Genomic DNA, 21,968 nt, shown 5'->3' on the forward strand with positions numbered 1-21,968 from the left:
TGCGTGACAGCGCGAGCGTGACGACGTTCGCGTGACACCCGCCCGGTGGGGGCGGGGCCGGGTCCGGTGGGGCGGACCCGGCCTCGGAGGGGCGGTCGGCCGGTCGGCCGGTCGGAGGGTCAGCCGCTGGGCCGGTCAGCCGACGGCGGGGATGTCGTGGGTGGCGCAGTGGATGCCGCCACCGCCACCGGCGATCCCGTCGATCTTCACGGGGACGATCTCGCGGGTGGGGAAGTACTTCTTCATCACCTGCTGGGCGTGCTCGTCGGCCTTCTGGTCCCCGAACTTCGGCAGGTAGACGCCCTTGGTGCCGATGTAGAAGTTCATGTAGGAGGAGACGAAGGCGTCGCCGCGCCCGGTGATCCTGTCGGGGTCGGGCTGCTGCAGCTCCACCACCTCCAGCTTCCGGCCGCGCGCGTCCGTCGCGTTCCCGAGCACCGAGCGGGCCTGGTCGGCGGAGCGCGACCAGACGTCCGGCGGAGTGCCGGGGAAGGCCTTGTCTAGCACGACGACGCCCGGCGCGACGAAGCGGACCAGGCAGTCCACGTGGGCGTCGGTGATGTCCTTGCCCTTGACGCCGGCCAGCCAGACGACCTTGGTGACGCCGAGGGCCTTCTTGAGCTCCGCCTCGACCTGGTCGCGGCTCATCCCCGGATTGCGGTTGGCGTTGACGACCGAGCTCTCGGTGACCAGCAGGGTGCCCTCGCCGTCGGTCTCGAAGGAGCCGCCCTCGGCGACCAGCCGGGTCTCGATCCGCTCGACGCCGTACTTGGCCAGGACGGTGCGGGCCACCTTGGCGTCGTTGGCGTGCTGCTGCTTGCGGCCCCAGCCGTTGAAGTTGAAGTCGACGCCCTTGACCTTGCCGCCCTCCTCGACGAACACCGGCACGGTGTCGCGCGCCCACAGGTCGTCGACGGTGACCGGGACGACCTCGACGGCCGCGCCGCAGGCCTTCTGCGCGGCGTCCTTCTGGTCGGGCCGGGCCATCAGGACGACCGGTTCCCGGGCCGCGATCGCCTGCGCCAGGCCGGCCACGTCCCGGCGGACCTCCGCGAGCTGCTCGCCCCAGATGTTCTCCGAGGACGGCCAGGACATCACCGTGCGCAGGTGGTTCTCCCACTCGGCGCCGAAGCGGCGGGCGCCGGTCGTACCGGGCGTGCCGGTGCCGGTGGGGGCGGCGGTGGCGCTCGGAGTGCCGGGCGCGGCGGTGGGGGTGTCGACCGGCGGGGTGGTGGGCTGTCCGGACGGCGGAAGGGCGCCGGTGCCGTCGGGGTCGCTCGCGCCGGTGGGGTCGCAGGCGGTGAGGCCGAGGACGAGGGCCCCGGCTCCGACGCCGGCGAGGGAGCGCATCACGGTACGGCGGGACATGGCGTTGGTCATACGGATCCTCCGGCTGGGACGGGGTCGGTGGGGGCGAGGGCGCAGCTGGTCGGGGTGCTGCGGTCGGGGTGCTGCGGTCGGGGTGCTGTGCGCGGCTCGGGCGTGCGCGGGCTACGGCAGGAACTGCGGCAGGGGCTCGTGCATGGTCGAGCAGTGGATGCCGCCGCCCCCGGCCATCAGGCGGTCGACGTCGATCTGCACCACCGTGCGGCCCGGGAAGGCCGCGGCGAGGGCCTCCTTCGCGGCGGCGTCCTTGTACGCGTCGCCGAACTGGGCGGTGATGACGCCGCCGTTGACGACGTGGAAGTTGAGGTAGGAGTCGACGAACTTGGAGCTGCGGGAGCGGACGGTGTCCGGTCCGTGCACGGGGATCACCTGGAGCCGGCGGCCCCGGGCGTCGGTCGCGGCGGAGAGGATGGCGAACTGCTCGCGGGCGTCCTTGGCCCAGGCGTCGTTGCGGTCGGCGGGCGGCAGCTGGACCATCACCACGCCGGGGCGGACGAAGCGCGAGGTGACGTCCACGTGGTCGTCGGTGATGTCCTGGCCCTTGATGCCGGGCAGCCAGATCATGGTGTCCGCGCCGTAGGCCTCCAGGACGGCGTCCTCGATCTCGTCCCGGCTCATGCGCCGGTTGCGGTTCTTGTTGACCAGGCTGCTCTCGGTGGCCATCACGGTGCCGTCGCCGTCGGTCTCGATGGCGCCGCCCTCGCCGACGAAGTCCGCGTAGGTGTAGCGCAGACCGCGCCTGGTGGCGAGGCGCTCGGCGACCAGGGCGTCGTCGTAGTGGACCTGCTTGTCGCCCCAGCCGTTGAAGTTGAGGACCACGGCGTCCAGGCCGCCCCGGCCGTCCAGGCGGAACACGGGCGCGGTGTCGCGCATCCACAGGTCGTCGGTGGGGATCGCGGTGATCACCTCCACCGCGGCGCCGCACCGGTCCTGGGCCTTGCCCGCCGTCCAGTCGTCGGGGGCGCACATCACCACCGGCTCGAACTCGGCGACGGTCCGCGCGATCAGGGCGATGTCCTCCTGGACGCCGCCCAGGCGCAGCCCCCACACGCCCCGGCGGGAGGGCCAGGACATCCAGGTCCGCGCGTGCGGGACGTCGTCCGCCGGCACCCAGGGGAAGTCCTCGGCGGAGCGGTCGTGGCGGAAGCGGGTCATGAGGGTTCTCTCCGATCGTGCGACGGTGCCGGGAGGGGTGCACGGGGCCATCGGATCCACTCTTCGCGCCACTACGCACCGGCGCACCACGGGAACGGCCGACGGCTGCACCCCGCCTGCGGTGTCAGCGTCGCACTGACTGAAAGTTCAGTCAAACTTCTGGGCAGAGTTTGACCCAGCATGCCGAATTGGTCACTCGGAGTGATGATCGGGGGTGTTCTGTCGGTGGATGCCCGGTTTGGCGGCTGCGCTCAGCAGTCGGGCCGGGACTTCGGGGGCTCGCCCCGGGGCTCAGGAGCCGAGCCGGGCCACCTCGGTGTCGATCGCCTCGGACAGCAGCGTCCGGGCGTGCGCCAGGGGGAGGCTCCCGCTGAGCCAGCGCACGCTGAGGCCCTCCAGCAGCGCGGTCAGCCGCTCGGCGGCCCCGGCCAGTGCGACCGCCGAGGACATCGGCTGCAGCATGCCGAGCAGTTCGGCGACCTCCTGCACCCAGATCCGGGTGGCCCGCGCCAGGTCCTCGCGCAGCGTCTCGTCGAACACCGCACTCGCCCGCAGCTCGCCCCAGGCGGTGCTGTTCTCCCGCACCTCGACGGTGTCCTGGAGCTCCAGCAGCAGCGTCTGCTCCAGCTCCTCGCGCGCGGTCGGCGGCGGGGCGTCGGGATCGCGCTCGGTCGTGTACCGCTCGGCCCGGTCGTTGATGAACTCCAGCGTCTGCCGGAGGATCCCGGTGCGGTCCTTGAAGTGGTAGTAGATCAGCGCGGTGGACACGCCCGCCTCGGCCGCGAGCTCCTCCACCCGCAGTCCGCGCACCCCGCGCCGCGCGATCACCCGCGCGGCTGCTTCCATGATCGACGTTTTACGACTGGCCACGATCCACCACCTTACCCGGGCGCCGTACGCCGGTGCGCCCACCGGCTGAAAGTCCCGTCAGGTGGGCATTCGGTGGTGCACGGACGGATTTCGGACAAAGTGGGTCCTGTGACGGACTTTCTCGGGGTCTGCACCAATTCATCACCCGGTGATCACTCTAGGGTTGCCCCGTCCCCGCCGGAGACCCCGGCGTCCGGGACGCTTCTTCGTTCCTCGACCCGACCGGATTGGATCGAACATGAGTACTCATCGGATGTGGAAGCGGCTGGCGGCCGCCGTCGCCGACCGTGGGACCGGCGCCGTCGTGGCGGCCTTCGCGCTGGTCGTGGCCGTCCTCCTGGGCGGCACGGTGGCCGGCGCGACCGCGGCCGAGGCCAAGCCCGCCGGCTGGGGCTCGGGCCGGTGGGCCTGTGCCGGCGAGGCCGTCGACCCCGGGAACGTCAACACCGACCACGATCCCAAGGGCTGCGGCGGCCGCGGCTCCTGGTACCAGGAGCCGGCCAAGGACGGCATCTGGACGTGCTCCGGCTCCCCGGTGGTGGCCGGGTACGTGATCACCGATCACAGCAAGCCCGGCTGTCGCGGCATCGGCGCGTGGCGCCACAGCCTGGTCAAGGACGGCATATGGACGTGCTCCGGCTCGCCGGTCGTGCCCGGCTACGTCATCAGCAACCACCTGCGCGCCGGCTGCGGCGGCATCGGCTCCTGGCAGCACAACCTCCCGCACGACGGCATCTGGACCTGCTCCGGCTCCCCGGTCGTCACCGGCTACGTGATCACCGGGCACCAGCGGACCGGCTGTGACGGCGCCGGTGCGTGGCTCCACAACATCGCCCGGGTCGGTCTGCTGACCTGTCCCGGTTCGCCCGTCCCGGCGGGCTTCCGGTCCACGACCTACCAGGCCGGTGGCTGCAACGGCCTCGGCGCCTGGGTGCTCGCGCGCGCCTGACGCACCGCCGACTCCACTGCGGTGGGGGCCGGCCGGGGTGTGCCCGGTCGGCCCCCGCCCCCCGCGCTACCGGGCCGGGGCAGTCAGGTCCTCCAGGGCGGCCCGCGCCGCGTTGTGCCCCGGGATGCCGCTGACGCCGCCACCCCGGACGGCCCCCGCCCCGCAGAGCAGTACGTCCGGACGGGCCGTCGCGACGCCCCAGCGCTCGGCCGCCGTCGCCCCTTCGTTCGTCCCTTCCGTCGCCCCGGGCTCCTCGGCCGCGAACGGGAAGGCCAGGTCGCGGTGGAAGATGTGGCCGCCCGGCAGGCCGAGCTCCCGCTCCAGCTCCGGCGGCGTCCGCGCCTCGACGCAGGGCCGGCCGTCGGCGTCCACGGCCAGGCAGTCGGCGATCGGCTCGGCCAGCACCGCGTCCAGCTGCGCCAGCATCGCGGCCAGGGCGCGCTCCTTGGCCGCCGGGTCGCCGAACAGCCGGGCGGGCATGTGCAGACCGAACAGGGTCAGCGTCTGCAGCCCCTGCCGGACGGCCTCCGGCCCGAGGATCGACGGATCGGTGAGGGTGTGGCAGTAGATCTCCGACGGCGGCGCCGAGGGCATCCGGCCGGCCGCCGCCTCCGCGTACGCCGTCTCCAACTGCCGGTAGCCCTCCGCGATGTGGAAGGTCCCGGCGAAGGCGTCGCGCGGGTCCGCGACGGGGTCGCGCAGTCGCGGCAGCCGGCGCAGCACCATATTGACCTTCAACTGGGCGCCCTCGGGCGCGGGTTCCGGCGCGGTGCCGAGCAGCCGCGCCAGCGTCGCGGGCGCGGCGTTCACCAGCACCCGGCGCGCGGCCACCGTCGCCTCGCCGTCGGCGTGCCGGTACGACACCTCGGCGTCGCCGCGCCCGTCGCCCGCGATCGCGGTGACCTCGTGCCCGGTCCGGATCTCCGCACCGGCCGCCAGCGCCGCCCCGGCCAGCGCGTCCGTCACCGCGCCCATGCCGCCGACCGGGACGTCCCAGTCGCCCGTGCCGTTGCCGATCACGTGGTAGAGGAAGCAGCGGTTCTGCCGGAGCGCGGGGTCGTGGGCGTGGGTGAAGGTGCCGATCAGCGCGTCCGTCAGGACGACGCCGCGCACCAGGTCGTCCGTGAAGGTCCGCTCGACCGTCTCGCCCAGCGGCCGTTCGAACAGGGCCGTCCAGGCGGCCTCGTCCCCGATCCGCCGGCGCAGCTCGGCCCGTGACGGCAGCGGCTCGGTGAGCGTCGGGAACACCCGCTCGGCGACCCGCCCGGTCGTCCCGTAGAACTCCTGCCAGGCCCGCCACTCGCGGTCGGAGCCGGTCAGCGCCCGGAACGACTCCCGGGTCCGACCGGGGTCACCGGCGTCCACCAGCAGGCCGGTGGGCTTCCCGTCCCGGACGGCCGGGGTGTAGGAGGAGATCCGGCGCCGCCGGAGTTCAAGTCGCAGCCCGAGCTCCCGCACCACCTTCGCCGGCAGCAGGCTGACCAGGTAGGAGTACCGCGACAGCCTGGCGTCGACCCCCGGGAACGCCGCCGCGGACACCGCCGCCCCGCCCGTCCGCGCCAGCCGTTCGAGCACCAGTACCCGGCACCCGCCCCGCGCGAGGTACGCCGCGGCGACCAGCCCGTTGTGCCCACCGCCGACAATCACGGCGTCGTACCGCGAGGACCCGTTGGTAGCCATGCGGTCACGGTACGCCACGGCCCTGCCGCTCCGGAACAGCCGTGCACGGCGGTCGCGGCGGCGGGCTGCCGGTTCGCGGGGTGAGGCTCCGCCCGGCTCGGCAGTCGGGCCTGCCTCCGTCGCGGTGCGGCGCTGCAGCCCTGTGGCGGGATCAGGGCGCGAAGTACCAGCAGTAGAGGTCGAGGTGCATTTCCGTGCGGCTGCCGGCCAGCGCCGCCGCACGTTCAAGAAGGTCCACCGCATCGTCCGGCGAGATCGGATCGCCCGGTTCGGAGGTGGCCTCGGCCCACACGAGGGCGGTGGCCCGTAGCCGGTCCCTTCCCGCGGCGGCCAGAGCCGTGCACAGCGGTTCCGGGACGGCGAAGACGGTGAATCCGTCGTTGGCCAGGGGCACCACATCACGGAGGTTGCTCATGGCGCCCGTCAGTCGGGCTTCCCAGATCTGAACCGCGTCGTCCGGGTAGATGCCGTCGCACCGCACGGCCGGGAAGTCGTGACTGCTGCGGGGGCGCACCTGACGGGCGGACTCGTCGTCCTGGGCGAGGAAGAACTCACCGATGAGCACCATGCTCCGATCTTCGCATCCGCCGGGGGCGGGGGTTCGTCGGTGCGAGGTCGGGCCGGGTGGTTCAGGACTGATCGCCGTCGGGCCTGGTGGTGGGCCAGGCCGTGGGGTCGACGGTGAGCCAGGGGGCGGTGGCGAGGGTGGTGGGGGTGGTGCCGGTGAACGTCCTGATGTCGCGGTGGAGGTGGGACTGGTCGGTGTACCCGGTGTCGGCCGCCACCCGGGCGGCGCTGTGGCCCGCGGCGAGGCGGTGGGCGGCGTCGTCGAAGCGGACGAGCCGGGCCGCGTGCTTGGGGCCGAGGCCGGTCTGGGCCTGGAAGCGGGACCACAGCCGTTTGCGGCTCCAGCCGATCTCGGCGGCGATCCGCTCGATCCGCACCGCGCCCCGGTGGGTGACCAACTGGTCCCAGGCGAAGGCGACTTCGGGGTCGACCGGGCGGCCGTCCGCGTACCGGTCGAGGAGCGCGTCCTCGGCGATCGCGAAGCGCTCGTCCCAGGAGGCGGTGGCGCGCAGGCGCTCCTCGGTCCGCGCGGCCTCGCGGCCCCACAGCTGGTCGAGCCCGACCACCGCGCCGGCCAACTCCGAGGAGGCGCCCAGGATCCGGTGCGCGACCGGCGGGGCGAGCCGGAGCTGCAGGCAGGTGATGGCGCTGCCGTGGCCGCGTACGCCGCCGGGCGCGAGTCCGACCACGACGCTGCCGCACGTCCGGCGGCCGGTCGCGTCGTCGACGGCGAGCGGCGGGTCGCCGAGGTCGAGGGCGACCGTGACGGCCGGGTACGGCACCACGTCCAGCTCGATCGGGGCCAGGGCGCGGAAGCCGGCCATGCCGACACCGCGGATACGGCCGGGACGCGGGGGAGTTGCGATGTCCCACAGCGGCGCGGGGGCGCGGGTCGGACCGACGGGGCGCATACCGCCAGGCTACGCGACATTCGTCCAAGACGCGGGGCCGCGGGCGGCGCGACTCTGAGGTGGGCGGACCCACCGCCCCGTTCGGAGAGGACAGTTCGCGATGAACCCGTCGATCGAAGCAACCAGTACCGTCGCCGCTCCCGGCACCGTCGCCGCCCACGGCACCACCCCCGCCACCGCCTACGGCTCCGCCGTCGAGCTCGCCGCCGCCGTCCGCCGGAAGGAGGTGAGCCCGGTCGAGGTCGTCGAGGACTGCCTCGCCCGGATCGACGCCCTCGACCCGGCGCTGAACGCCTTCTGCTTCCGGGACGACGACGCCGTCCGCGCGGCCGCCTCCGCCGCCGCCGACGCGGTCGTCCGGGCCGCCTCCACCGACGGGCTCCCGCCGTTCCACGGCGTCCCGCTGCCGATCAAGGACCTGCTGGACGTGGCCGGCTGGCCCACCACCTACGGGTCCGCGGGCGCCGGCCGGGGCCCGGCCGAGCGCTCGGAGCCGCTCGTCCGGCGGTTCCTCGCCGCGGGGTTCGTCCTGCTCGGCAAGACCACCACCTCCGAGTTCGGCAGCCTGCCGTTCACCGAGAGCGAGGCGCTCGGCATCACCCGCAACCCGTGGGACCGGGAGCGGACGCCGGGCGGCTCGTCGAGCGGCGCGGGCGTCGCCGTCGCCGCCGGGATGGCGCCGCTCGCCCACGCCGAGGACGGCGGCGGCTCGATCCGCATCCCCGCCTCCTGCACCGGCCTGGTCGGCCTCAAGCCCACCCGGGGCCGGGTGACCAACGGGGCCGTCGTCGTCGAGGGGCTCGGCATCGGCGGCGTGGTCACCCGCACCGTGGCCGACACCGCGGCCGTGCTCGACGTGCTCGACCGCCACGATCCGACCGCCTGGTGGTCGCCCCCGGCCCCGGACCGCTCCTTCGCCGACGCGATGTGGGCCGACCCGCCCGCCGGACTGCGGATCGGCGTCCTGGTGGACCCGCCGTTGGCCGGGATCGCCGTGGACCCGGCCTGCGTGGCGGCCGTCGAGGCCGTGCTGCGCACGCTCGAAGCGGCGGGCCACCACATCGTCGGGACCCCGCTCCCGCTGCCGCCGACCGAGGAGCTGGTCAAGGAGTTCACCGCGCTGTGGAACCTCGGTGCCGCCGGGGTGCCGCTGGCCGACCCGGAGCGGATCGAGCCGCACAACCGGGCGCTGCGCGACGCGGCGCACGCGATCGACTCGTGGGCCTACGCGGAGGGGGTGCGGCGGGCCCAGCGGATGTCGCGGCGCATCGTCGAGGGCTTCGTCGCCGGGTTCGACCTGCTGGTGACGCCCACCATGGCGTGCCTGCCGCCGCGCATCGGCGCCTGGCGGGCCGGTACCGACAAGGATCCGCTGGCGGCGCTGCGGAACAGCTATCCGATGGCGGTGTTCACCTCCCTGTTCAACGTGACCGGCCTGCCGGCCGTCTCGCTGCCGGTCCACCACGACGGGGCGACCGGCCTGCCGGTCGGGGTGCAGCTCGTCGCCGCGCCGTGGCGCGAGGACCTGCTGCTCCAGGTGTCCCGCACGCTGGAGCTGGCCCACCCCTGGGCCGACCGCCGCCCGCCCGGCCTGGGCTGAGTCCACCGGCGCCCGGGACCGGGCCGGGCCCACCCGGCCGCCGGCGGCCCGTGGATACTGATCGGATGCGAACGTACCCGACCGCCGCCGTCGCGGTGAACCTGCTGCTCGGCCTGCCGGCGGTGGTGCCGATCTGGCTGCTCTGGTACTTCGCCGTCAACTGGCCGCTGGCGGAGCTCGGTTGGACCGATCGCAATCCCACGGAGAACGACGGGATGCTGCCGTGGTTCATGCTCGCGGTGCCGGTGCTGTCGGTGTTCGCGGGCCTCTGGTGGCTGGCCAACCACCTGCTGCGCAGCCGCCGTCGGCACCGGTACGCGGACCGGGGCCCGGCCGGGGCGTACTGGACGACCAGCGCGCTGCTGACCCTGGTGCCCACGGGCGTGCTCATCGCCGTGCTGTAGCGGGGACCGGGGCGGTCAGCAGCGCGGTCCCGGCGGCGAGCAGCGCGGTGAGGCCGGCCAGGACGAGCACGGTGCCGGGGGAGGTCCGGTCCACGACCCCGCCCCCGGCCAGCGCGGCGATCCCGATGGTGGCCTGGAACGACGAGGTGAAGAGCACCCCGGCGGCCTCCGGGGCGTGCGGCGCCGCGGCGAGGAACCAGCTGAGCGAGCAGACCGGCACGGCTCCGTAGGCCGCTCCCCAGACCAGCAGCAGGGCGGTGGCGCCCGGCCGGTCGGTGCCGAGCACCGGCAGCAGCAGCGTGGCGGCCGCGAGCAGGACGGCGACCGACACGAAGGCGGGCCGCAGGGCGCGGGCCGCGCGGGCGCCGCCGAGGAGGTTGCCGAGCAGTCCGGCGGCTCCGTAGCCGAGCAGCAGGGCGCTGATCGTGCCGGGCCCGACCCGGGTGACCTCGGTGAGGAAGGGGGTGACGTAGGTGTAGGCGCCGAAGTGGGCCAGCACGATCAGGAAGGTCACCGCGAGACCGGCCAGGGTGCCCCGGCCGGTGAGCAGTCCGCGCAGCACGCCGAGGCCGGTGGTGGTGGCGGGCGGCGGCAGCGGGGGCAGCGTCGCCAGCAGGGCGGCCAGCGCGAGCAGCGTCAGGACGGCCATCGCGGCGAAGGCCGCGCGCCAGCCGGCGAGGGAGCCGAGCAGGACGCCGGCCGGGACGCCGAGAACGGAACCGAGCGGGACGGCCGTGAGGATCACCGTGTTGGCCCGGGCCTGCCGTTCGGCCGGGACGAGGCGCGGGGCGAGCCCGGAACCGATGGACCAGAAGGCGCCGATCACCAGGCCGAGGGCGACCCGGGCCAGCAGCACGGCGCTGTAGGCGGGCGCCACCGCGTTCAGCAGGTCCGCGAGGGCCAGGAGCAGCAGCAGGGCGCAGAGCACGGTGCGCCGGTCGGCCCGCCGGGTCGCGACGGTGACGGCGGGTGCGGCCACGGCGGCGACCAGGCCGGGCAGGGTCATCATCAGGCCGGTGGTGCCGTCGGAGATCCGGAAGGTGGCTCCGATCGGGCCGAGCAGTCCGACGGGGAGGATCTCGGTGGTGACGATGGCGAAGACGCCGGTCGTGACGGCGAGGACGGCCGGCAGGCCGCCGGTCCGGCGCCGGGTCCCGGCCACGGTCTCGGTCGCCGGCTCCGGCAGGTGCACGGGTACGGTCTGCGGCTTCGGCACGGTCTCGGGCACGGCGGAAGCTCCTGTTCTCCGAGGGGTGGGGCGGGCACGGACGCTCCGGCGACGGATCGTGGTCCGTGTCGAAGTCCACCAGGACGGAGGGGGGTCGGTCCGGCGTGAATCGGACGTGAACCGTCCCGCCCCTCGACAGATAGCTCTCACTGAGAGCTAAAATCGGAGACATGAGTGCCGCCACCCCGGACCCGTCCGACCCGGCGCTGGGCGAGGAGTTCTCCACCCTCCTCGTCGGGATCCAGCGCCTGGTGCGACGGCGGCTGCGCGAGGGCCTGGCCGAGCCCCGGCTGCGCGGTGCGCAGGTCGAACTGCTGCGGCTGGTGGCGGACTTCCCCGGCCTGCGGGTCTCCGACGCCGCCGCCGAGCTGTGCCTCGCCGCCAACTCGGTCTCCACCCTGGTCAACCAACTGGTCGGGCTCGGCCTGCTGCGCCGCGAGGTGGACCCGGCCGACCGCCGGGCCGCCCTGCTGTACGTCACCGGCGAGGCCGTGGAGCGGCTGGCGGCCTGGCGGGCCCGGCGGGAGGCGCTGGTCGGCGAGGTGGTGGCGGGGCTGCCCGCCGAGGACCGGGCGGCGCTGGCCGCCGCGCTGCCCGCGCTGCGCGGAGTGGCGACAGGCCTGCGCGAGCGCGCGGGCGAACCGGGCACGGCGGCCCCGGCCGCCGGAGGGAGGACCGGACCATGGCAACCATGACGACCGGGACGGCAGGGCCGGACGACGCGGTGGTCTGCCGAGGCCTGACCTACACCTTCCGCCGGGGCCGGCGGAAGGGCGGCGACACCACGGCCGTCGACGGCGTCGATCTGACCGTGCGGGCCGGCGAGGTCTTCGGCCTGCTCGGCCCCAACGGCGCCGGCAAGACCACCACCATCCGCGCGATCACCACCCTGCTGCCGACCGCCTCCGGGATGGTCCGGGTCTTCGGCCACGACGCGGCCGGACGCCGGGCGGAGGTCCGCCGCCTGCTCGGCTACGTGCCGCAGCAGCTCTCCGCCGACGCCGGACTGACCGGCCGGGAGAACGTCGCCCTGTTCGCCCGGGTCTTCGACGTGCCGCGCGCCGAACGGTCCGCGCGGGTCGCCCAGGCGCTGGCCGCCGTCGACCTCACCGAGGCCGCCGACCGGTCGGCCGGCACCTACTCCGGCGGCATGGTGCGACGGTTGGAACTCGCCCAGGCGCTGGTCAGCGCCCCCCGGCTGCTGGTGCTGGACGAGCCCACCATCGGCCTGGACCCGATCGCCCGCGCGAGCGTCTGGGAGCGGGTCGACGCCGTCCGCCGCGCCACTGGCATGACGGTGCTGGTGACCACCCACTACATGGACGAGGCCGACCGCCACTGCGACCGGATCGCCCTCATGGACCGGGGCCGGATCCGCGCCCTCGGCACCCCCGAGGAACTCAAGACCCGGGTCCACGAGCAGGACACCGCCCTGCCCGATCCCACCCTCGACGACGTGTTCCGCCACTTCTCGGGCCGCGGACTCGCCCGCGGCGAGAGCGCGGAAGGAGACTTCAACGATGTCCGCCGGACCCGTCGCACAGCCAACCGCGTCGGCTGACGCACCCGACCTGGGCCTGCTGCTGGTACCCCCGCCGCCCCGCACCGGCTGGCGCCAAGTGCCAGCCCGGGTCGCCGCGATGTGCGTGGTCGAGCTCCAGAAGCTGCGCCACGACCGCACCGAGGTCTACACCCGGGCGATCCAGCCCGCGCTCTGGCTGCTGATCTTCGGCGAGACCTTCACCCGGTTGAAGGCCATCCCCACCGGTGGGATCCCGTACCTGGACTACCTGGCCCCCGGGATCATCGCCCAGTCCGCGATGTTCGTGGCGATCTTCTACGGCATCATGATCATCTGGGAGCGGGACTCCGGTGTGCTCACCAAACTGCTGGTGACACCGACCCCGCGAGCCGCCCTGGTCACCGGCAAGGCCTTCGCCGCCGGGGTGAAGGCGGTCATCCAGGCCGTCGTGGTCGTACTGCTCGCGGCGGCGCTCGGGGTGGCGATGACCTGGAACCCGCTGCGGCTGCTCGGGGTCGTCGTGGTGGTGGTCCTCGGCTCGGCCTTCTTCTCCTGCCTCTCGATGACCATCGCCGGGATCGTGCTCACCCGCGACCGCTTGATGGGCATTGGCCAAGCCATCACGATGCCGCTGTTCTTCGGCTCCAACGCCCTCTACCCGGTCGACCTGATGCCCGGCTGGCTCCAGGCGATCAGCCTGGTCAACCCGCTCAGCTACCAGGTCGACGCCCTGCGCGGCCTCCTGATCGGCACCCCCTCGCACCTCCTGCTGGACTTCGGCGTCCTCACCTTCGCCACCGCCCTCGGCATCACCTCCGCCTCCGCCCTCCTGGGCCGCCTCGCCCGCTGAGCAGGGCCCGTGGGGGAGGGCGGTGCTACCGGGTGGAGATCCGCACTGCTTCGACGAAGGCGTTGGTGGCATCGTTCATCGCGGCCACGAGCTTGGCGTTGCCGCGATCGTTGGTCGTGGGGGACAGTCGCTCGCGATTGACGATCGCGGCAATGTCGATCGCGACAAGGAGGGCTGGCTGGTATGTAATTCCGTGCGACCGCTGTGCGTCGGTGAGTATCGGTCGGGCGGCGAATCGCGCCCGGTGAAAGGCCGACCGGACCTCGGCAGGTGCGAACAGGTCGAAATCGCTGACCAGGCCGTCGAGGGACGAGCAGTGGGCGGTCAAGGTCTTCAGCTGTCGGCGGTTCGAACCCACGACGCGCCAGGTGATGCCGGAGGCCACTTCGACGATCGCCAGGAAGGTCGCATGGGCGGCTCGGTACGACTCGCGCAGGTGGTTCTCCTGCGCCGCTCCTCCGATGTGCAGGCTGCCGATGCTCCCCGCCTGCACGGCGTTCGCCACCTCGGAACCGTCGATGCTGTTCCGGACCTCCTCGCCGTCGGTCATGCCGTCCCCGCCGTCCGTCCCCGAATCCGTCGCTGTCCGTCCAGAATAGGCCAGCCCTCAGCGGAATTTGAGGCTGAATCAGCTGCCCGGGCTCGGCTGTCGGGCAACGCGGCGGCGGCCTCGGATGCGGTCGCCCGACCACGCCGGGTCGCGGTCCGTGCTGGGCCGGCAGCTACCAGTTCGACGCCCTGCGCGGACTCCTGATCGGCACCCCCTCGCACCCGCTGCTGGACTTCGGCGTCCTCACCTTCGCGACCGCCCTCCTGGGCCGCCTCGCCCGCTGAGCGGCTGCTCCGGTGCGCCCGGCGGCAAACGGGGGAGTGGGTGTCGCCCGTTGGAGTGGATCGCCGGGTCCGTCCGTGCGGGGCGGGCGATCCGCTCGCGAACGGTGCGCTCGGATACGGATCGGCCATTGGGCCCTCATTCCGAACGATCCTGGAGCAACCTGTGCGACGTCCCTCCTTCTTCAAGCAGCCCTTCCCCGTGGCGGTCGCCGCCCTGGTGGTCGGTGCGACCGTCGCGACGGGCGTGCCGGCGCTGGCGGACGGTCAGGACCCGGCCCGAGCCCACCACCGGGCTGTGTCGGTCCCGTGGGTCACCATCAGCAGCAGCGGGTACACCACCGCCCAGGGCGGGGTGCCGCAGGAGCTGGGCAACTCCTTCGGCACCCGGACGACACTCCTCGACCAGTACGGCGAGAACACCATCGGCACGATCTACTCCACCTGCAGCAAGGTCGAGGCCGGCCCCGACCAGCTGTACTGCACCAGCCTGCTCAAGTTCGGCCCGGAGAAGCAGGTCACCCTGTCCGTGGTCGTTCCCCTCGGCGAGGGAGCTGCCAAGGAGTTCGACGGCACGATCACCGGTGGCAACTACGCCTACGAGGGTGTCACCGGTGTCGCCCACTTCGAGCTCAAGAACGGCAACTACGAGGTGACCTTCCCCTGAGTCGCCCCCCGCATCCGCCCGGGGCCGTCGGCGCGCAACGCGTCGGCCGGCCTCAGATGCGGTCGGCCGACCACGCCGGGTCGCGGCCGGTGAGGGCCAGCAGCTGGTCCTCGGCGTCCGCGCCCGGCGGCGCGGCGAACGGTGGGTCGAAGCGGCCGGTGCCGGCCAGGTCGCGGTAGCCGTGGAACTCCGCCAGCGCGTAGCGGGCGGAGCCCGGGGGGATCCGGCCGCGCTCGCCGAGGGCGCGGGAGAGGTCCCAGCTGTGGACGACGGTCTCGGCGATGAGTTCGCGGGCGTAGCCGCCGGCGTCCCGCACGCCGTAGCCGAGGTGGACCAGGAGGTCGGGGGCGCCGGGCCGGGCGAGTGCGCGTTGTGCGCTGCGCGTGGCCATGGTCCAGACGCCCAGCGGGTTGCGGCCGAGGACGTCGCCCTCGAAGCGGTGGCCGATCTGGGCCGGGGTGTAGCCGGCGATCGCCTGGCACACCCAGAGGTGCTGGGCGGCGAGGTGGTTCACCAGTGTGCGCACGTCCCAGTCGCGGCACGGGGTGGGTGCGGTCCAGAGGTCCTCGGGCGCCGAGCGCAGCAGCCGGGCCACTTCGGCGCCGGTGGCCGCGTAGTGCTCGCGGACCTCGGTGTGGAATCCGGGTGGGTGGGGACACTCCATCGCCGGGCCTCCGTTTCTGCCCTGCTCACTCCCAGTAAACCGCTACGGGGCGTGACCCGCCAGAGGGGTGGGGGCCGCTTCTGCTGGGGGTCTCCGGAAGAAGGCGCGGCCCGTGCTCACTGTGCGTGGTGGTGGTGAGGCGCTCTGGTGGAGCCGGGAGGGCCTCTGTAATGTCCACGCCATGACGACCGTTCGGCGCCGGGCCGCCCTCACCGCGACCCTCATCGGCGCTCTCGCCGCCTCGATCCTCCCCACCGCCGCCACCGCCCACGCGGCCGGTCCCGGCTGCCGGACCGTCGAGTCCGCGCCGCTCGACCGGGAACAGGCCCGCACCTCGGACCCGCGGACCGCCGCGCTGACCGACCGCGGTGGCTTCGGCGACTTCGTCGCCCGGTTCCCCGCCGCGCTGTGCAGCTCCCGGAACGCCGACGAGGCCGGTCGGCTCCTCGATGCCTGGGGCGGGGCGCTCTGGCGGGCCGGCGTGGACCGCGCCCAGGGCCGCCGCCCCGGCGGCGACCTGCCGACCGCCGACGACCGGCCGCTCTACTGGACCAGGGTCGCCATGACCGTCCGCCTCGCGCGCTGGCAGCCGGGCTTCACCGTCGACCCGGCCGCGCTGCGGCAGCGCTTCGAGGACGCCTCGCGCGGACTGGCCGACAGCGGGTTCAGCGGCCGCCCGGGCGTGCGGCGGATCTTCATCAGCGGCTTCGACCCCTTCGGCCTGGACGCCGAACCGCGCCGCGCCAACCCCTCCGGCTCGGCCGCCCTGCAACTCGACGGCCGCCGGATCACCCTGGCCGACGGCACCCCGGCCGAGATCCGATCGGTGCTCTTCCCGGTCCGCTACGGCGACTTCGACCGAGGCCTCGTCGAGCGCGCCTACGCCCCGAAGCTCACCCGCGGCCCCCGCGCCGCGGACCTCATCACCACCATCAGCCAGGGCTACCCCGGGCTGTTCACCCTGGAGGCCTGGGCCGGCCGCGCCCGCTCCGCCGACCCCTACCCCGACAACATCGGCGCGCTCTCCGGCGGCACCCGGGACCACCCCGTCAACGCTCCCGGGCTCGGCCCGGGCGCCGAGTTCATCGCCACCAGCCTGCCCACCGGCCCGATGACCGCCGTCCAGCAGCCCTACCCGGCGCGACTGAACACCACCGTCACCGAGATCCCGGCCGGCGGGACCGCGCCGGTCGACCGGGAGGACGGGCCGACCCCCGGTTCGCGGGCGGTCGCCGGCGGCGGCGGGGGCTACCTCTCCAACGAGGTCGCCTACCGCACCAACCGGCTGCGCCTGGAACTCGCCCCGCAACTGCCCGGCGGCCACCTGCACACCCCGGTGCTCACCGGCCTCCCGGACCGGCCGGAGCTGCTGACCGGGCCGGACTTCGAACAGAACGAGGCCGCGATCACCGGCGAGGTCCTCGACATCCTGCGGCACACCTCGGGCTGACGAGAGGTCGGCCGGTACAAGCAGGTGGATGCGGGCGGCGGCCGGGGTGCCGCCGCCCGCCGCCCCACCGGTGGATACGCCTGCCGCGCACATGGCAGAATCGTGCGGTCGCACATGTTCATCGGGGGATGACAGCTCATGTGGTCGGTGGAGAAGGAGCGGGACGTCGGTGTGCCCGACACCCGCGGCGAACGCGGGCCCGGCGCGCGGCGGCCCGTCGGGCTGAGCCGGGCCGAGCTCCGGGTGGCCGAGCTGGCGGCGCGAGGACGCACCAACCGTCAGATCGCCCATGAGCTCTTCCTCACCGTCAGCACCGTCGAACAGCATCTGACCAGCTCCTACCGCAAGCTCGGGGTCAAGCGCCGGGCGGACCTCCCGGTGTACCTGTTGCCGGACGCGAGGGCCGACGTGACGGTGGACGCGAGGGCCGGCGCGGCCGGTTGATCCCGGCCCCCGCGGCGGCACCGGACGAGTGACCGTCCGGGTGCTTCGCGACCGGAGGTTTTCCGGCGGGCGGGCCCGTCCGGAGAACAAATCCCATCGATTTGGTACAAGGTGCCGCCTGCACCAGCATGGGCGTCCGCTCCACCGAGCGCGCAGGACAGGAAAGGCCCGACGTCCCCATGCAGACCAGCCCGGCCGCGACCCGGCAGGCACCCCGACCCACGCGGACGGACCTCGACCCGACGCCCCCGCCCCAGGCTCCGGCCATGCCCCCGGCCGGCCGCCGCTTCGGTCTGCCGACCGCGACCGCGCTGGTGATGGGCAACATCATCGGCGGCGGCATCTTCATGATCCCCGCCGCCGTGGCCCCCTACGGAACGGTCAGCCTGCTCGCCTTCGCCGTGCTGACCGTCGGGGCGATCACCCTGGCCCTGGTCTTCGGCCGGCTCGCGCGCCGCGACCCGCGCACCGGCGGCCCGTACGTCTACGCGCGCGAGGCCTTCGGCGACTTCGCCGGCTTCCTGGCCGCCTGGTCGTACTGGGTCACCACCTGGGTCAGCAACGCCGCCCTCGCCGTCGCCGCCGTCGGCTACCTCGACGTGCTGTGGCCCCTCGGCCGGTCCACCGGCCTCACCCTCGCCTGCGCGCTCGCCGTCCAATGGCTGCCCGCGCTCGCCAACCTGGCCGGCACCCGGTACGTCGGAACCGTCCAACTCGTCTCCACCGTACTGAAGTTCGTCGCCCTGATGGTGGTTTCGGTGGCCGGTCTCACCGCCTTCGACCCGGCGAACCTCGGCCCCTTCGACGCGACCGGCGAGGGCTGGCTCGGCGGGACGACGGCCGCCGCCGCGATCCTGCTCTTCAGCTACCTCGGCGTGGAGTCGGCCGCCATGAGCGCGGGCCAGGTCCGCGACCCGGAACGCAACGTCGGCCGCGCCAGCGTGCTCGGCACCGCCGGCGCCGCGGTGGTCTACCTGCTGGGCACGCTCGCCGTGTTCGGCACCGTGGCCCACGAGCGGCTGATCCACTCCACCGCGCCCTTCTCCGACGCCGTGAACACCGTCTTCGGCGGCTCCTGGGGCGGAACGGCCGTCGCCGTCGCGGCCCTGGTCTCGATGACCGGCGCGCTCAACGGCTGGACCCTGCTCTCCGCCCAGGCCCCCTGCGCCGCCGCCAAGGACGGACTGTTCCCCGCCGTCTTCACCGTCGAACGCCGCGGCGTCCCCGTCGTCGGCGTCCTGGTCGGCGTCACCCTCGCCTCGCTGCTCACGGTCCTGAACTTCGCCTCGGGCGCGAAGTCCGCCTTCGACACCCTGGTGCTGGTCACCACCTTCACCGCGACGGTCCCCTACCTCCTCTCCACCGCCGCCCAGCTCCGCTGGCTGCTGCGCGGCGACCGCACCCGCGTCGCCCCCGCCCGCCTCGCCCGCGACCTCGTCCTCGCGCTGGGCGCCTTCGGCTTCTCCGCCTGGCTGGCCGTCGGCTCCGGTTACGCCGCCATCTGCCAGGGCGCCCTCTTCCTCCTCGCCGGCGTCCTCGTCCACGCGGTCCGGACCGCCCGGACCGCCCGCCGCCGCTGACGGTCCCCCCGCGGGCGGGTCACTCCGTTCAGCCCTGGTCGCTCCGATGGCTCGCCCGGTAGTTCCAGAGGCCGGAGGTCCGGTGGTCGTGCTGCGAGAACACGTCGAGCGGTCCGACCCGCGCGTACGCGGCCTCGGTGCGGGGGTCGTCGCGGAGGGCGAGTGCCCAGGCGGCCTCCAGGCGCAGATTCGCGTCGTCCTCGTCGAGGAGGACGAGGAAGGCCTCCAGGACGGGGGCGCTTCGGTCGTCGTAGCCGGAGAGGGACTCCGCGGCGCGGTGCCGAACGTCGCGGCTCTCGTCGCGGACCAGTCGGAGCAGGGCGTCCAGGGCCAACGGCTCCAGTCGGCGGTCGGGAGTGAACTGCGGGCCGAGGGCCTGGGCGACGGAAGCCCGGACCTCGGGCGCGGGATCGTGGACGAGGCCGAGCAGCGCCGATGCGGCCGCGTCGCTGCGGGCGGTCCGCTCCTGGCTCAGGCACCACACGACCTCGCCGCGGACGCGGGGGTCGGGGTGGCCGACATACCGCAGTCCGATGGTCTCCTGCTCCGGATGGTCGTGGCCGGCGTAGACGCCCAGGACGGCGGCGAGGACCCGCCCGTCGGGCTCCTCCAGTGCCCAGGAGGCCAGGAAGTCGCTGTCCTGGGCGAGGTCCGGCGCGCGGTCCACCGTTCCGAAGAGGTTCCGGTGCCACATCACCTGGGCGATGAAGTAGCGGCGCAGGGGATCGGGGTGCCGCCGTAGTTCGGTGAGCGCGGCCCGGATGCGTGGGCCGCCGCGCAGGCTCGGGTAGTAGGTGGCGGCGAACCAGTTGCTGTCGTCGTCCGGCGTGTGCGGGACGACGCGTGCCATCACTTCGTCGAGGGGCGGGAACAGACCGAAGGCCCATTCGAGGTGGGTGAGGATCGCCCCGTGCCCGTCCCGCACGGTGCGGCCGCCCAGAGACACCTCCTCGATCGTGTCGCCCGCCGGTTCGTCGACCCGGCGGACCGCGGCCGGTTCGGCGGATCCCGTCCGACGGCGCAGCTCCTCGACGACGCCGGTCTCGAACCAGTGCCGCGCGAGGTCGAGGAGTTGTTGCCGGGAGGTCTCCGGCAGACGGAGCCGAGGGGCCGTCCCGAGCACCATGGACACCAACGTGGGTGAGCCCGTGTCGACCGCCCGCAGCAAGGGGGTGCTGCCGTCCGGAAGCTCACGGTCCTGGTCGGCGCCCCCGTCGACCAGGACCTCCGCGGTGGAGTGGTCGAGCCTCGCCACCGCCGTGCAGAGCAGGGGCAGGCCGTCGGGACCCGGGGTGTCCGGTGGTGCGCCCTGTTCCAGACAGGCCCGCACCGCCTCGGTGTCCCCGGTGGTGACGGCACCGGCCAACCGGTCGGCCAGGTCCGACGGCGAATCCGTCATTGCTCCCCCTGATGGTGTTTCGAGGAGAGCAACCTAGTCGAGCGGCGGGCCGGTGCCCGGCCCGGGGTACGCCCCGGGGCCGGTCAGGCGGGGAGGGCGGCCGGGGTGGGGGCGACGAGGCCGAAGAGGTCGGTGACGGTGGTGAGGGCGGCGGCCTGCAGGGCGGCGGCGGGGACGAGGGTGCCGTCGGGGGCGGCGAGGGGGCGGGTGGCGGTGGTGGAGGCGACGACGGTGGGGCGGTAGCCGAGGCGGAAGGCGCCCTGGGCGGTGAAGGTGACGCACATGTGGGTCATGAAGCCGGCCAGGACGAGGTCCTTGCCGCTCTCCGGGGCGAAGCCGAGGCCGGTGAGGGTCGCGGTGAGCTCGGTGGCGTGGAAGGCGTCGGGGAAGGTCTTGACGACGACGGGTTCGCCGGCGACCGGAGCGACCTCGGCGCTGATGGCGCCGATGTCGGCCCGGATGTCGTACGGGGTGCCCGGGCCGCCGTCGTTGACGATGTGGATCACCGGGGTGCCCGCCGCGCGGGCGCGCCGCAGGAGGTCGGCGGCGGAGGCGAGGGCCTCCTCGGCGCCGTCCAGGGCCATCACGCCGGTGCGGTAGGTGTGCTGGAAGTCGATCATCAGGAGGACGGAGTCGGCCAGCCGGGGCAGCCGGTCGTCCAGGCCGATCACGGTGCGCAGGGGAGTGGCCGGGGTGGTGGTGTGCGTGGTCACAAAGGTGCCTTTCCAGGACATTTCGGGTGTTCGAGGGCATGCGGGAGCGCCGCGTGAAGGGAAGGGGTTGTCAGCCGGCCGGGGTGCGGAAGCGGCGGCGGTAGGCGGCCGGGGTGGTGGCGAGCCGGCGGCGGAAGGCCCGGTGGAGGGTCTCCGCCGAGCCGAGTCCGGCCGCTGCCGCGACCTGGTCGAGCGGTCGGTCGGTGGTCTCCAGCAGGCGCCGGGCCGCTTCCACCCGGGCCGCCTCGACGTAGCCGGCCGGGCCGGCGCCGGTCTCCTGGGTGAAGACCCGGGCGAAGTGCCGCTCGCTGAGGCACATCCGGGCGGCCAGGGCCGGGGTGGAGAGGTCGCCGTCGAGGTGCTCGGCGATCCACCGCAGCAGCTCGTCGATGTCGCGCCGCTCGCCGGCCGGGTGGCTCAGCGGGACGGAGAACTGGCTCTGCCCGCCCTGCCGCTTGAGGTACATCACCAGCTGCCGGGCCACCGCCAGCGCCGTCCGTTCGCCCTGGTCCTCGGCCACCAGGGCGAGGGCGAGGTCCAGGCAGGCGCTGATGCCGGCCCCGGTCCACAGTCGGCCCCGGTCGGTGCGGACGAAGATCGGGTCGGGGTCGACCGTCACCTCGGGATGATCGGCGGCGAGCTGTGCGGCGGTCGACCAGTGGGTGGTCGCCGTCCGCCCGTCCAGCAGCCCGGCGGCCGCGAGGACGTGGGCGCCCACGCACACCGAGGCCACCCGGCGGGCGTGCGGCGCGGTCTCGCGCACCCAGTCGACGACGGTGGTGTCGACCTTGGCCACCGGTCCGTGGTCGGTCAGTTCGACCGCGCCCGGCACCAGCAGGGTGTCCACGTCGGCGCCGACCTCGGCGAAGGAGAGGTCGGCGAGCAGCCGCACCCCCGCCGAGGTCCGGACGGCGCCGCCGACCGGACCGGCGAGCCGGACGTCGTAACCGGCCCGGCCACCGGTCTCCCGGTTGGCCAGCGCGAACACCTCGGCCGGGCCGGTGACGTCGAGGAGGTCGACATCGGGGAAGACCGCGATGACGACCCGGTGCGGAGTGGGCATGGCTCCATCCTCGGCCGGGCGGCCGGACGGCGGCA

22 protein-coding genes are annotated in these 21,968 nt (G+C 74.0%); 10 read left to right on the forward strand and 12 right to left on the reverse strand.

The annotated features are described in order from the left end of the window. Positions 1-135 precede the first annotated feature (135 nt). The 3 genes from ACW14Y_RS35115 to ACW14Y_RS35125 form a co-directional block, all read right to left on the reverse strand. Positions 136-1,380, reverse strand: a complete 1,245-nt coding sequence (locus ACW14Y_RS35115) for an agmatine deiminase family protein (protein WP_380300197.1) — start codon at positions 1,378-1,380, stop codon at positions 136-138. Positions 1,381-1,491: 111 nt separating this feature from the next. Beyond that, positions 1,492-2,541 (reverse strand): agmatine deiminase family protein, encoded by a 1,050-nt coding sequence (locus tag ACW14Y_RS35120; RefSeq protein WP_380300198.1) that lies wholly within the window; start codon positions 2,539-2,541, stop codon positions 1,492-1,494. Positions 2,542-2,832: 291 nt separating this feature from the next. Beyond that, positions 2,833-3,387 (reverse strand): TetR/AcrR family transcriptional regulator, encoded by a 555-nt coding sequence (locus tag ACW14Y_RS35125; RefSeq protein ID WP_456984752.1) that lies wholly within the window; start codon positions 3,385-3,387, stop codon positions 2,833-2,835. A gap of 262 nt (positions 3,388-3,649) precedes the next feature. Here ACW14Y_RS35125 and ACW14Y_RS35130 point away from each other — a divergent pair, with 262 nt between their 5' ends. Further along, a complete protein-coding gene (locus ACW14Y_RS35130) occupies positions 3,650-4,360 on the forward strand; it encodes a hypothetical protein (RefSeq protein ID WP_380300200.1) in 711 nt (236 codons plus the stop codon). 66 nt (positions 4,361-4,426) lie between these two features. On the opposite strand, the gene ACW14Y_RS35135 is transcribed toward ACW14Y_RS35130, so the two are convergent. The 3 genes from ACW14Y_RS35135 to ACW14Y_RS35145 all read right to left on the reverse strand — a co-directional run bounded on the left by ACW14Y_RS35135 (position 4,427) and on the right by ACW14Y_RS35145 (position 7,518). Beyond that, positions 4,427-6,040: a phytoene desaturase family protein gene (locus ACW14Y_RS35135; RefSeq protein WP_456984753.1), complete on the reverse strand. Its 1,614-nt coding sequence runs from the start codon at positions 6,038-6,040 to the stop codon at positions 4,427-4,429. Between the two features lie 151 nt (positions 6,041-6,191). After that, complete coding sequence (locus ACW14Y_RS35140; protein WP_456984754.1) at positions 6,192-6,608, reverse strand: hypothetical protein; 417 nt, start codon at positions 6,606-6,608, stop codon at positions 6,192-6,194. A gap of 61 nt (positions 6,609-6,669) precedes the next feature. Beyond that, the gene (locus ACW14Y_RS35145) at positions 6,670-7,518 is read right to left on the reverse strand and encodes a helix-turn-helix domain-containing protein (RefSeq protein ID WP_456984755.1); all 849 of its coding nucleotides are present in this window, start codon (positions 7,516-7,518) and stop codon (positions 6,670-6,672) included. A 100-nt stretch (positions 7,519-7,618) separates the two neighbouring features. Here ACW14Y_RS35145 and ACW14Y_RS35150 point away from each other — a divergent pair, with 100 nt between their 5' ends. Next, positions 7,619-9,118 (forward strand): amidase, encoded by a 1,500-nt coding sequence (locus tag ACW14Y_RS35150; protein WP_456984756.1) that lies wholly within the window; start codon positions 7,619-7,621, stop codon positions 9,116-9,118. Between the two features lie 65 nt (positions 9,119-9,183). Beyond that, a complete protein-coding gene (locus tag ACW14Y_RS35155; protein ID WP_456984757.1) occupies positions 9,184-9,522 on the forward strand; it encodes a hypothetical protein in 339 nt (112 codons plus the stop codon). On the opposite strand, the gene ACW14Y_RS35160 is transcribed toward ACW14Y_RS35155, so the two are convergent. Beyond that, on the reverse strand, positions 9,506-10,750 hold the full coding sequence (locus ACW14Y_RS35160) for an MFS transporter (RefSeq protein ID WP_456984758.1): 1,245 nt from the start codon (positions 10,748-10,750) through the stop codon (positions 9,506-9,508). The two genes, ACW14Y_RS35155 and ACW14Y_RS35160, sit on opposite strands and share 17 nt — an antisense overlap. 170 nt (positions 10,751-10,920) lie before the next feature. On the opposite strand from ACW14Y_RS35160, the gene ACW14Y_RS35165 reads away from it, so the two are divergent. The 3 genes from ACW14Y_RS35165 to ACW14Y_RS35175 are packed head-to-tail and all read left to right on the forward strand — an operon-like array spanning position 10,921 to position 13,122. Next, positions 10,921-11,445, forward strand: coding sequence for a MarR family winged helix-turn-helix transcriptional regulator (locus ACW14Y_RS35165; RefSeq protein WP_456984759.1), 525 nt, complete (start codon positions 10,921-10,923; stop codon positions 11,443-11,445). Beyond that, positions 11,442-12,311 (forward strand): ATP-binding cassette domain-containing protein, encoded by an 870-nt coding sequence (locus ACW14Y_RS35170; RefSeq protein ID WP_456988331.1) that lies wholly within the window; start codon positions 11,442-11,444, stop codon positions 12,309-12,311. The genes ACW14Y_RS35165 and ACW14Y_RS35170 overlap by 4 nt, the downstream gene beginning before the upstream one ends. Further along, entirely contained in the window at positions 12,271-13,122 is an 852-nt protein-coding gene (locus ACW14Y_RS35175; protein ID WP_380300208.1) for an ABC transporter permease, read from the forward strand. Before ACW14Y_RS35170 ends, ACW14Y_RS35175 begins: the two co-directional genes overlap by 41 nt. Before the next feature lie 25 nt (positions 13,123-13,147). On the opposite strand, the gene ACW14Y_RS35180 is transcribed toward ACW14Y_RS35175, so the two are convergent. Further along, positions 13,148-13,672 (reverse strand): hypothetical protein, encoded by a 525-nt coding sequence (locus ACW14Y_RS35180; protein WP_456984760.1) that lies wholly within the window; start codon positions 13,670-13,672, stop codon positions 13,148-13,150. A 447-nt stretch (positions 13,673-14,119) separates the two neighbouring features. Between ACW14Y_RS35180 and ACW14Y_RS35185 the strand changes: the two genes are divergently transcribed. Then, complete coding sequence (locus ACW14Y_RS35185; protein ID WP_456984761.1) at positions 14,120-14,620, forward strand: hypothetical protein; 501 nt, start codon at positions 14,120-14,122, stop codon at positions 14,618-14,620. A gap of 52 nt (positions 14,621-14,672) precedes the next feature. On the opposite strand, the gene ACW14Y_RS35190 is transcribed toward ACW14Y_RS35185, so the two are convergent. Further along, positions 14,673-15,284, reverse strand: coding sequence for a TIGR03086 family metal-binding protein (locus tag ACW14Y_RS35190; RefSeq protein WP_456984762.1), 612 nt, complete (start codon positions 15,282-15,284; stop codon positions 14,673-14,675). 181 nt (positions 15,285-15,465) lie between these two features. Between ACW14Y_RS35190 and ACW14Y_RS35195 the strand changes: the two genes are divergently transcribed. The 3 genes from ACW14Y_RS35195 (at position 15,466) to ACW14Y_RS35205 (ending at position 18,758) form a co-directional block, all read left to right on the forward strand. Further along, the gene (locus ACW14Y_RS35195; RefSeq protein WP_380300212.1) at positions 15,466-16,734 is read left to right on the forward strand and encodes a pyroglutamyl peptidase; all 1,269 of its coding nucleotides are present in this window, start codon (positions 15,466-15,468) and stop codon (positions 16,732-16,734) included. Between the two features lie 171 nt (positions 16,735-16,905). Beyond that, positions 16,906-17,178 (forward strand): helix-turn-helix domain-containing protein, encoded by a 273-nt coding sequence (locus ACW14Y_RS35200; RefSeq protein WP_380435526.1) that lies wholly within the window; start codon positions 16,906-16,908, stop codon positions 17,176-17,178. A 179-nt stretch (positions 17,179-17,357) separates the two neighbouring features. After that, positions 17,358-18,758, forward strand: coding sequence for an amino acid permease (locus tag ACW14Y_RS35205; protein ID WP_456984763.1), 1,401 nt, complete (start codon positions 17,358-17,360; stop codon positions 18,756-18,758). 28 nt (positions 18,759-18,786) lie between these two features. Here the strand turns inward: ACW14Y_RS35205 and ACW14Y_RS35210 are convergent, their stop codons facing one another. From ACW14Y_RS35210 to ACW14Y_RS35220, 3 genes are all read right to left on the reverse strand, one after another. Further along, entirely contained in the window at positions 18,787-20,157 is a 1,371-nt protein-coding gene (locus tag ACW14Y_RS35210) for a HEAT repeat domain-containing protein (RefSeq protein ID WP_456984764.1), read from the reverse strand. A gap of 83 nt (positions 20,158-20,240) precedes the next feature. Then, positions 20,241-20,870 carry a cysteine hydrolase family protein gene (locus tag ACW14Y_RS35215; RefSeq protein WP_456984765.1) on the reverse strand — a complete coding sequence of 210 codons (630 nt, stop codon included), beginning with the start codon at positions 20,868-20,870 and terminating at the stop codon, positions 20,241-20,243. 70 nt (positions 20,871-20,940) lie between these two features. Next, positions 20,941-21,933: a GlxA family transcriptional regulator gene (locus ACW14Y_RS35220; RefSeq protein WP_456984766.1), complete on the reverse strand. Its 993-nt coding sequence runs from the start codon at positions 21,931-21,933 to the stop codon at positions 20,941-20,943. Between the last annotated feature and the right edge of the window lie 35 nt (positions 21,934-21,968).

The sequence above is a fragment of the Kitasatospora sp. cg17-2 genome, from assembly GCF_054031055.1.